Source organism: Fusicatenibacter faecihominis (assembly GCF_020686945.1).
GTDB classification, from domain to species: domain Bacteria; phylum Bacillota; class Clostridia; order Lachnospirales; family Lachnospiraceae; genus Limivivens; species Limivivens faecihominis.
Window position 1 is genome coordinate 1 of sequence record NZ_JAJEPR010000063.1, and the last position, 8,169, is coordinate 8,169.

Sequence of the window (8,169 nt, forward strand, 5' to 3'; positions counted from 1 at the left end):
TTTGGCGTGTCCCAAGTTCAAAAGCCTTATCGTGCAAGCACGAACAGCTTTTTGACCTTTTGACACTGGTATCATTATTTTCTCATCATATATGCATGAAACATATCCAGCACACCCGACAATTCCTCTTTTGTCTGAATCGCAGACAGGAAGATCGCCTCGAACTGGGACGGTGCGAAGTGACAGCCGTTTTCCAGCATATACTTGAAGTACTCCGCGAAGGCTTTCGTATCGGAACTCTTGGCGGTGGCGTAGTTGACTACCGGGGTCTCAGTGAAGAAGAGGGAACCGATGGAACCCACATGGTTGATCTGGTAGTTCTTGCCGCATTCCTCCAGAATATTCTTCATTTCACCGAAGAACCAGTCACTCTTGGCGTTGAGCCCAGTGTAAACCTCCGGATGGTCCTTGAGATAATTAAGCTGGGCAAGGCCTGCGGACATGGCTACCGGGTTTCCGCTTAAGGTTCCTGCCTGGTAAACAGGACCTGCCGGTGAGATCAGGCTCATGATCTCCCGTTTTCCGCCGTATGCACCCACGGGCATGCCTGCACCGATGATTTTTCCAAAGGTGGTCATATCCGGCTGAATGCCGTAGAAGCCCTGGGCTCCGTCCAGCTGGAGACGAAAACCGGTGATGACCTCATCAAAGATCAGCACCGCACCGTACTTCGTGCAAAGGTCTCTTAAGCCCTGAAGGAACTCCCGTTTTGGCTCCACCACACCCATATTGGCAGCCACGGGCTCCACGATGACAGCGGCGATCTCCTCGGGGAAGGTCTCGAAAAGGGTCTTTACGCTGTCCACATCGTTGTAGACGGCGGAGAGGGTATCCTTCGTGCAGCCTCCCGGCACGCCTGCGCTGTCCGGAATACCGGCCGTCATGACGCCGGAACCGGCCTGCACCAGCATGGCATCAGAGTGGCCATGGTAGCAGCCCATGAATTTCACAATCTTGTTTCTTCCGGTGTAGCCTCTGGCCGCCCGGACTGCGCTCATGACAGCCTCGGTTCCGGAGTTTACCATGCGGACCATATCGATGGAGGGCACGATGCCGGTGATGAGCTCTGCCATCTCCACCTCTTTTTCCGTGGCGGCGCCGTAGCTTAAGCCTTTCTCGCAGGCCTTGATCACGGCTTCCCGGATCAGAGGATTGTTGTGGCCCAGGATCATCGGTCCCCAGGAATTGATAAAGTCAAGATATTTGTTTCCGTCCACATCGTACATATAAGCGCCGTCGGCGTGGTCGATGAAACGGGGGCAGCCGCCGATGGAGCCAAAAGCCCGGACCGGACTGTTGACGCCGCCGGGAATGAGTTTTACCGCTTTTTCAAAAAGCTCTTCTGATCTGGTCATTATCCAATTCTCCCTTCATCCATGAGACGCGCGATCTCCGGTGCAAAATAGGTCAGGTAAATATCAGCTCCTGCCCGGTAAACGCCCACTGCCATCTCGGAAATGATCCGTTCCTCCTCGATATAGCCCAGAGAAGCGCCGGCTTTTACCATCGCATACTCTCCGCTGACGCTGTAGGCTGCCACCGGAACATTGACCTCTTCGCGGACACGGGTAATCATATCCTGATAAGCCATGGCCGGTTTTACCATAATGATATCGGCTCCCTCTTCCACATCCATCAGAGCCTCTTTGATGCCCTCACGGCTGTTGTGGAAATCCATCTGGTAGCTCTTCCGGTCGCCGAAGGACGGAGCAGAACCGGCCGCATCACGGAAGGGACCGTAGAAACCGGAAGCATATTTTACCGCATAGGACATGATCGGGGCGGTGTAGTGGCCGTTGGCATCCAGCATCTCACGGATGGCACGGACACGGCCGTCCATCATATCAGAAGGAGCTACCATATCAGCTCCGGCTTCTACATGGGAAAGGGCTGTTTTTGCCAGAAGCTCCAGTGTCCGGTCATTGTCCACGTCGTGGCCGCAAAGCACACCGCAGTGACCGTGGGAGGTGTATTCACACATGCACACATCGGTAATGAGATACATCTCCGGGAAGTCTTTTCTCGCCCGACGAAGGGCCTTCTGAACAATGCCCTCCGGATCGTAGGCTCCGCTTCCCACCTCATCCTTGTGATCGGGGATTCCGAAAAACATGACATTTTTTACGCCTGCATCCTGAAGCTTGGAGAGGATCTCTCCCTGAGTGTCCACACTGTAGCGAAACTGACCAGGCATCGTAGGGATCTCCTCGATAATTCCGCTTCCTTCTTTTACAAACATCGGATAGATCAGAGATGCCTTATCCATTCTGGTCTCCCGAACCATTTTTCTTAAAACCTCACTGCCCCGAAGTCTTCTGGGGCGTTTCAGCATTTCCATTTTTGCTGCCTCCTTCTTATCTCTCACGGCAGAGCTTTTCCACACAGGAAACCACGCACTCCATGGTCGCCTGCTCTGCCATATAGGTTTCCATGCCGAGTTCATCCGCCGCCGCTTTTGTCTGACGGCCGATGCAGACGGCTTTTACCTTTGAAAAATCAATGCCTTTGACTGCCTGGGTAAAGCCCCGCACAGTGGAAGCGCTGGTAAACACCGCATAATCCACAGTTCCGGTGTCAAATTCCGCCTTCTCATCCACGGCTCCCGGCGTCTCATAGAGGGTGTCGTAGGTCGGAATATCATCCACGGTAACTCCTTTTTTCTCCAGCTCCTCAATGAGCTCCGCTCCTCCAAGGGCCGCCCGGGGGATCAGAATCCGTTCTCCGCCGGAAAGCTTCTCTGCCAGAGCTTTTCCAAGGGCTTCTCCCTCGAAAATTTCCGGCATCAGATCCGGATAAAGGCCATGACTTTCGAGGGCCTTCGCCGTACCGGAGCCTAAAACCGCGATTTTAAGGCCAGCGAGAGCCCGGAGATCTTTTTTCTCCGCCTTTAGGGCCTCGAAGAAAATCCGCACGCCGGTGGGGCTGGTAAACACAAGCCACTGATAGATGTGAAGCTCTCCGATGGCATTCCGGAGAAGGTTGTTGTCCGGGATCGGCGTCGTACTGATAGCAGGAAGCTCCAGAACCTCGGCTCCTTTTTCCCGGAGTTTCCGGCTCATGGCTGAGACAAGCTCCCGCGGCCGGGTGACGAGAATCTTGTTTCCGGCCAGCGGAAGGTCCTCATACCAGGCAAATTCCTGAGCCAGGGAGCAGACTCTGCCTACCACAATGATGGCCGGAGTCTCGACGCCCTGGCGTTCCACCTCCTCTTCCAGAGTAGAAACCGTAGCGACGATCCGTTTTTGGCCGGCCAGGGTTCCCTTCTGAAGAACAGCTGCCGGCATAAAAGGATCGCAGCCATTTTCCAGAAGCCCTTTCATGATATCGGGAAGAGCTTTCACTCCCATGAGGAAGACCAGCGTTCCTTTTGTCCGGACAAGAGCCTCAAAATCAATGTCGTATTTTTCATCTTTTTTCTTGTGTCCGGTGATGATATGGACCGAAGAACAGAAATCCCGGTGTGTCACAGGGATGCCGTTGTAGGCGGGCACCGCGATGGCGCTGGTCACGCCGGGCACCACCTCGCAGGGGATTTTTTCAAGTTTTAAGAGCTCCATCTCCTCGCCGCCCCGGCCAAAAAGGAAGGGATCGCCGCCTTTTAAGCGGACTACCCGCTTGCCCTTTTTCGCCTCGTCCACCAGAATCCAGTTGATGGTCTCCTGGGGCGCCAGATGATTGCTTGAACGCTTGCCCACGTTGATGAGCTCCGCGTCTCTCGGAATCATGGTCAGCACACCCTGGCCTACGAGGGCATCATAGACCACGACATCAGCTTTGGAGAGGACTTCCTTTCCTTTCAGCGTGAAAAGACCGGGATCGCCGGGGCCTGCGCCCACCAGCCAGACTTTTCCTACGGGAGTCTGCTCCTTTTCTTTCCGATAATCCTGGCGAAGCTTGATGGCAAGATCCCGGCCCAGGGACTCTGCCCGCTCCGGATTGCCTTTTACCGTGCCCTTCTTATAGCCGCCGGTCTCCTCGTCGTAATAAAGCCCCATGAGAAGAAGTTTGCCGTCCTGGATTCTCGCATAGGCCGCCACCGGTGAAGAACAGCCGCCGTTTAAGGTCCGGACAAAGGCCCGCTCGCAGAGGGCCTCATAGCGGGAGGCCAGATTGTCGTAACCGCTCAGGTATCCATAGCCCTCATCCTGCCGGCCCTGAACAGCCAGGATTCCCTGTCCTGCCGCCGGAATGATCTCCTCGGGTTCAAAATACTGGGAAATTCTGTCTTCCAGGCCCAGTCTCTTAAGACCTGCTGCCGCCAGCACCAAAGCCCCGTACTCACCGCTGTCCAGCTTCTGAAGCCGGGTCAGCACGTTTCCCCGGACGGACTGAAATTCCGCTTCCGGAAAAAGCTCCTTCAGCTGAAGGATCCGCCGCTGGCTGGAACAGCCGATGGGTTTGGAAAAATCCAGCTTCTCCACTCCTTTCGGCAGCACCAGCACATCCCGCGGGTCCTCTCTCTTGGAAAAAGCCACCAGAGGAAGCTCTTTCGGCACCTCCATGGGCATGTCCTTTAAACTGTGGACGGAAAGATCGCTGCGGCCGTCCATCAGCGCCCGGTCGAGCTCTTTTACAAAGAGGCCTTTTCCTCCCACCTTGTCCAGTGTCCGGTCAAGAATGATATCTCCGGTGGTCTTCATGGTCAGAAGCTCCACATCCAGCGCCGGATGGTGAGCCTTGATGAAATCCAGCACCATCTGGGACTGGATCACCGCCAGGCTGCTTTCCCGGCTTCCGATGACAATTTTATCCTTCATACGTTTTTTCCAACCCTTCTATACATTCTTCAAAAGTTTCCGGACAGACCGTATCCCTGAGACCGAAAAGCATTTTGTTCACGGATTTCTCCGCGGCCTGCTCCACATCTTTCAGAAGCGTTTCCTGCTGCTCCGTCTCCATCGGAAGGGCGTGAACGATCTTCACAAGACGCGCCAGCAGATCCTCCGCCGCTTCCTTTTTCAGCTTCTGGATCCTCGGCACCATATCCCGGCACTCGTACCAGCTGTCAAACTCTTTCCGCTGCTCTTCGAGGATCGCCTCTGCTTTTTTCAAATTCTCGATGACCTGTTCGTTCCGGGCATCCACATGGAAATCATCGATGTCATAGAGGCGGATATGGCGAAGTTTTCCCACGCCAGGCTCCACATCCCGCGGCACTGCAAGATCCACCACGATGAGGTCATGATCGAGATCCACCGGCCGGACGTTCTCCTCTTTCAGGGTAAAATTCGGGCTCGCCGTGGCGCTGACCACGAGATCACAGGCCGGAAAATAGCCCATGCGCTCGCCGTAGTCGATTCTCCGGCAGCCTAAAGGAATGTCCACGATACCGCTCCGATACTGACGCACGGTAACGGTCACATCTGCCCCCTCGGAAAGAAGGGTGGAGGCCGTCAGTTTTCCCATGGCTCCGTTTCCGATGACCATGCATTTCCGTCCTTTTACGGAAAAACCCTTCTCCTTCAGGGTCGCCAGGGCCTGATGGATCACGGAATGGCTGGCTCCGGTGAGAACCACCTCCGTTTTCACCCGTTTTGCCGCCGTCACGGCCATGCGGAAAAGGACCTCCAGCACGTTGTCCGCCGCATAGTTCTCTCTCGCCATTGCCAGAGCGTCTTTCACCTGGGTAATGATCTGATCCTCACCGAGAATCCTCGATTCCAGTCCTGCTGCCAGCCGGAAAAGGTGAGAAGCCGCCTCTTTTTCCTCCCTGAAGCTGAAATACTCCCGGTACTCCGGCCAGAGCCCTTCCGGAAGCTCCTTCACCCGACAGAGAAGTTCATAGAGATCGCCCTCGTACCCTTCCTCCGTGCTCACATAGAGCTCCATCCGGTTACAGGTGGAGATCAGAACACAGCCCCGGATGCCTTTTTCTTCCTTTATAAGTTTAAGCGCCTCCGCGCTTCTTTTCTTCGTAAATGAAAATATTGTACGGATATCGATCACGGCTTTCGTGTGATCGATGCCTATCATCTGTATTGCCATGAGTTTCTGGTTTCCTCATTTCCTTTGAATTTCCCGGCATTTTTCGCCATTTGGGCAAAATGGCCCAATTTTCGTTCCTATCATACCACAACACTTCCGGAAATTCAAGAAAGCCCGTGCACGCAGCACAGGCTCTCTGAATATTTTTTACTGCTGATTTTCAACGCTTTCTGCCGTCACCCGCACATCCCTGGTCAGATCCTTGATGACCTCCCCGGCGATGATGAGGCCTGCCACGGAGGGCACGAAAGCTGTGCTTCCCGGGATATCACGGCGCTCCGTACATTTATGCTGGGCTCCCGGCGGGCAGATGCAGTTGGTCCGGCAGCTGATGGCCATATCGTTGATCGGCCTCGTGGGAAGCTCGTCGGAATAGACGACCTTCAGTTTCCGGACGCCCCGTTTTTTCAGTTCCCGGCGCATGACCTTTGCCAGGGGGCAGACCTTTGTCTTATAGATATCCGCCACCTGAAAACGGCTGGCATCCAGCTTGTTTCCGGCTCCCATGGAACTGATGATGGGCGTTCCCGCCTCCTGGGCTTTCATGACCAGGGAGATTTTGGCCGTCACCGTATCCACGGCGTCTACCACATAATCATACTGGTCAAAATGGAATTCCTCCGCAGTTTCCGGCAGGAAAAAGCATTTATGAACGGTGACGTCCACCTTGGGATTGATCTCCAGCATCCGCTCTTTCATCACGTCCGTCTTGTAGTGGCCTATCGTCTTTCTCGTGGCAATGATCTGCCTGTTCAGGTTGGTCAGGCAGACCTTGTCATCGTCGATGAGGTCAAAATGGCCCACGCCGCTCCGCACCAGAGCCTCACAGACATAACCGCCCACACCGCCGATACCGAATACAGCCACTCTGGAATTTTCCAGCTTCTCCATGGCCGCTTTGCCGAAGAGGAGCTCGGTTCTTGAAAACTGATTTAACATAAAACCTCCGAATGATTTCTTATATTTAAATTCGCTTCTTTTTAGGACCCTGAATAACTATCATACATCAGTATCCCTAGGATTTCAATAGGAAATGCATGAAACTCACGATTAGCCTTGGAAGCGTTTGACTTTTTCCTACGGGGATGATACACTGATAAAAACTTAACGATAATACATGGAGGAGTTTTACATATGGATAAAAATACGAAAAAAGCGATTCTGGTCGTAAGCTTCGGCACCAGCGTCAACGAAACCCGCGAAAAGACCATCGACTGCATCGAAGCTGATATCCGCGAAGCCAATCCGGACGCTTCTATTTACCGGGCCTGGACCAGCAAGATGATCATCCGCAAACTGAAAAACCGGGACGGTGTCACGATCCACACTGTAAAAGAGGCCATGGAAGCCATGATCCGGGACGGCATCAAAGAGCTGATTGTTCAGCCCACCCACATCATCAACGGAATCGAAAATGATCTGATGAAAGAGGATGTGCTCGCTTACGCCGATCACTTCGATTCCATCCGTTTCGGAACGCCGCTTCTGACCAGCACTAAGGACATCGAGGAAGCCATCCGCGCTTTCATGGAGGACTGGAAGGATCTCCCGGAAAAAGAAGCCCTTGTCCTCATGGGCCACGGCACCACCCATTATGCAAATACTGCCTATGCAGCCCTTGACTATACCTTCAAGGATCTGGGCTACTCCAACGTTCTCATCGGAACTGTGGAAGCTTACCCGTCCATTCCGTCCATTCTCCGCGGTCTGAAAGAACTTCAGCCCGAAAAGATTCACCTGACTCCCTTCATGATCGTGGCCGGAGACCACGCCACCAACGATATGGCCGGCGAGGAGGAAGACTCCTGGAAGAATCAGTTTGAGGCCGCCGGATATACCGTCGAATGTCACTTAAAAGGACTTGGCGAGTATGAAGGAATCCGGAAAATCTTTTTAAAGCATATTGAAGAGAGCAAGTAAGCATTCTGGAGATTTTACTTGCGTCCTGCTGCCAAATGTGCTATAGTAAATATAAAGTTAAGGGAAGCCAGAGACATACGGCCTACCCCTGACGATGAACAATTAAATGCTTTTCAGCATCAGCCGTTCACTATTCGTGGTAGTGGGCGGCTATTTTTTTCTCCCGAAGATCGTATAACACAATCCTATGATGCCAGGGTCAAAAGGTCAAAAAGCCGTTCATGCTTGCATGATAAGGCTTTTGAACTTGGGACCCACTAAACA

6 protein-coding genes are annotated in these 8,169 nt (G+C 53.5%); 1 reads left to right on the forward strand and 5 read right to left on the reverse strand.

Annotation, left to right across the window (positions count from 1 at the left end; genetic code table 11):
• Positions 1–74: 74 nt before the first annotated feature.
• From hemL to LKD71_RS17245, 5 genes are all read right to left on the reverse strand, one after another.
• On the reverse strand, positions 75–1,355 hold the full coding sequence (gene hemL, locus LKD71_RS17220; protein ID WP_227616337.1) for a glutamate-1-semialdehyde 2,1-aminomutase: 1,281 nt from the start codon (positions 1,353–1,355) through the stop codon (positions 75–77).
• Positions 1,355–2,338, reverse strand: coding sequence for a porphobilinogen synthase (hemB, locus tag LKD71_RS17225; RefSeq protein WP_227616338.1), 984 nt, complete (start codon positions 2,336–2,338; stop codon positions 1,355–1,357). Before hemB ends, hemL begins: the two co-directional genes overlap by 1 nt.
• A 16-nt stretch (positions 2,339–2,354) precedes the next feature.
• The gene (cobA, locus tag LKD71_RS18430) at positions 2,355–4,757 is read right to left on the reverse strand and encodes a uroporphyrinogen-III C-methyltransferase (protein WP_331466515.1); all 2,403 of its coding nucleotides are present in this window, start codon (positions 4,755–4,757) and stop codon (positions 2,355–2,357) included.
• Positions 4,747–5,985, reverse strand: coding sequence for a glutamyl-tRNA reductase (gene hemA, locus LKD71_RS17240; protein ID WP_227616339.1), 1,239 nt, complete (start codon positions 5,983–5,985; stop codon positions 4,747–4,749). Before hemA ends, cobA begins: the two co-directional genes overlap by 11 nt.
• Positions 5,986–6,132: 147 nt before the next feature.
• The gene (locus LKD71_RS17245) at positions 6,133–6,924 is read right to left on the reverse strand and encodes a tRNA threonylcarbamoyladenosine dehydratase (RefSeq protein WP_227616340.1); all 792 of its coding nucleotides are present in this window, start codon (positions 6,922–6,924) and stop codon (positions 6,133–6,135) included.
• Between the two features lie 195 nt (positions 6,925–7,119).
• Here LKD71_RS17245 and LKD71_RS17250 point away from each other — a divergent pair, with 195 nt between their 5' ends.
• Positions 7,120–7,905, forward strand: a complete 786-nt coding sequence (locus tag LKD71_RS17250) for a sirohydrochlorin cobaltochelatase (RefSeq protein WP_227616341.1) — start codon at positions 7,120–7,122, stop codon at positions 7,903–7,905.
• The last annotated feature ends 264 nt before the right edge of the window (positions 7,906–8,169 follow it).

What these genes read in the sequence shown, in the direction of transcription:
- hemL (WP_227616337.1), bottom strand. Translation starts at nt 1,355, where the DNA reads ATGACCAGATCAGAAGAGCTTTTTGAAAAAGCGGTAAAACTCATTCCC.
- hemB (WP_227616338.1), bottom strand. Translation starts at nt 2,338, where the DNA reads ATGGAAATGCTGAAACGCCCCAGAAGACTTCGGGGCAGTGAGGTTTTA.
- hemA (WP_227616339.1), bottom strand. Translation starts at nt 5,985, where the DNA reads ATGGCAATACAGATGATAGGCATCGATCACACGAAAGCCGTGATCGAT.
- LKD71_RS17245 (WP_227616340.1), bottom strand. Translation starts at nt 6,924, where the DNA reads ATGTTAAATCAGTTTTCAAGAACCGAGCTCCTCTTCGGCAAAGCGGCC.
- cobA (WP_331466515.1), bottom strand. Translation starts at nt 4,757, where the DNA reads ATGAAGGATAAAATTGTCATCGGAAGCCGGGAAAGCAGCCTGGCGGTG.
- LKD71_RS17250 (WP_227616341.1), top strand. Translation starts at nt 7,120, where the DNA reads ATGGATAAAAATACGAAAAAAGCGATTCTGGTCGTAAGCTTCGGCACC.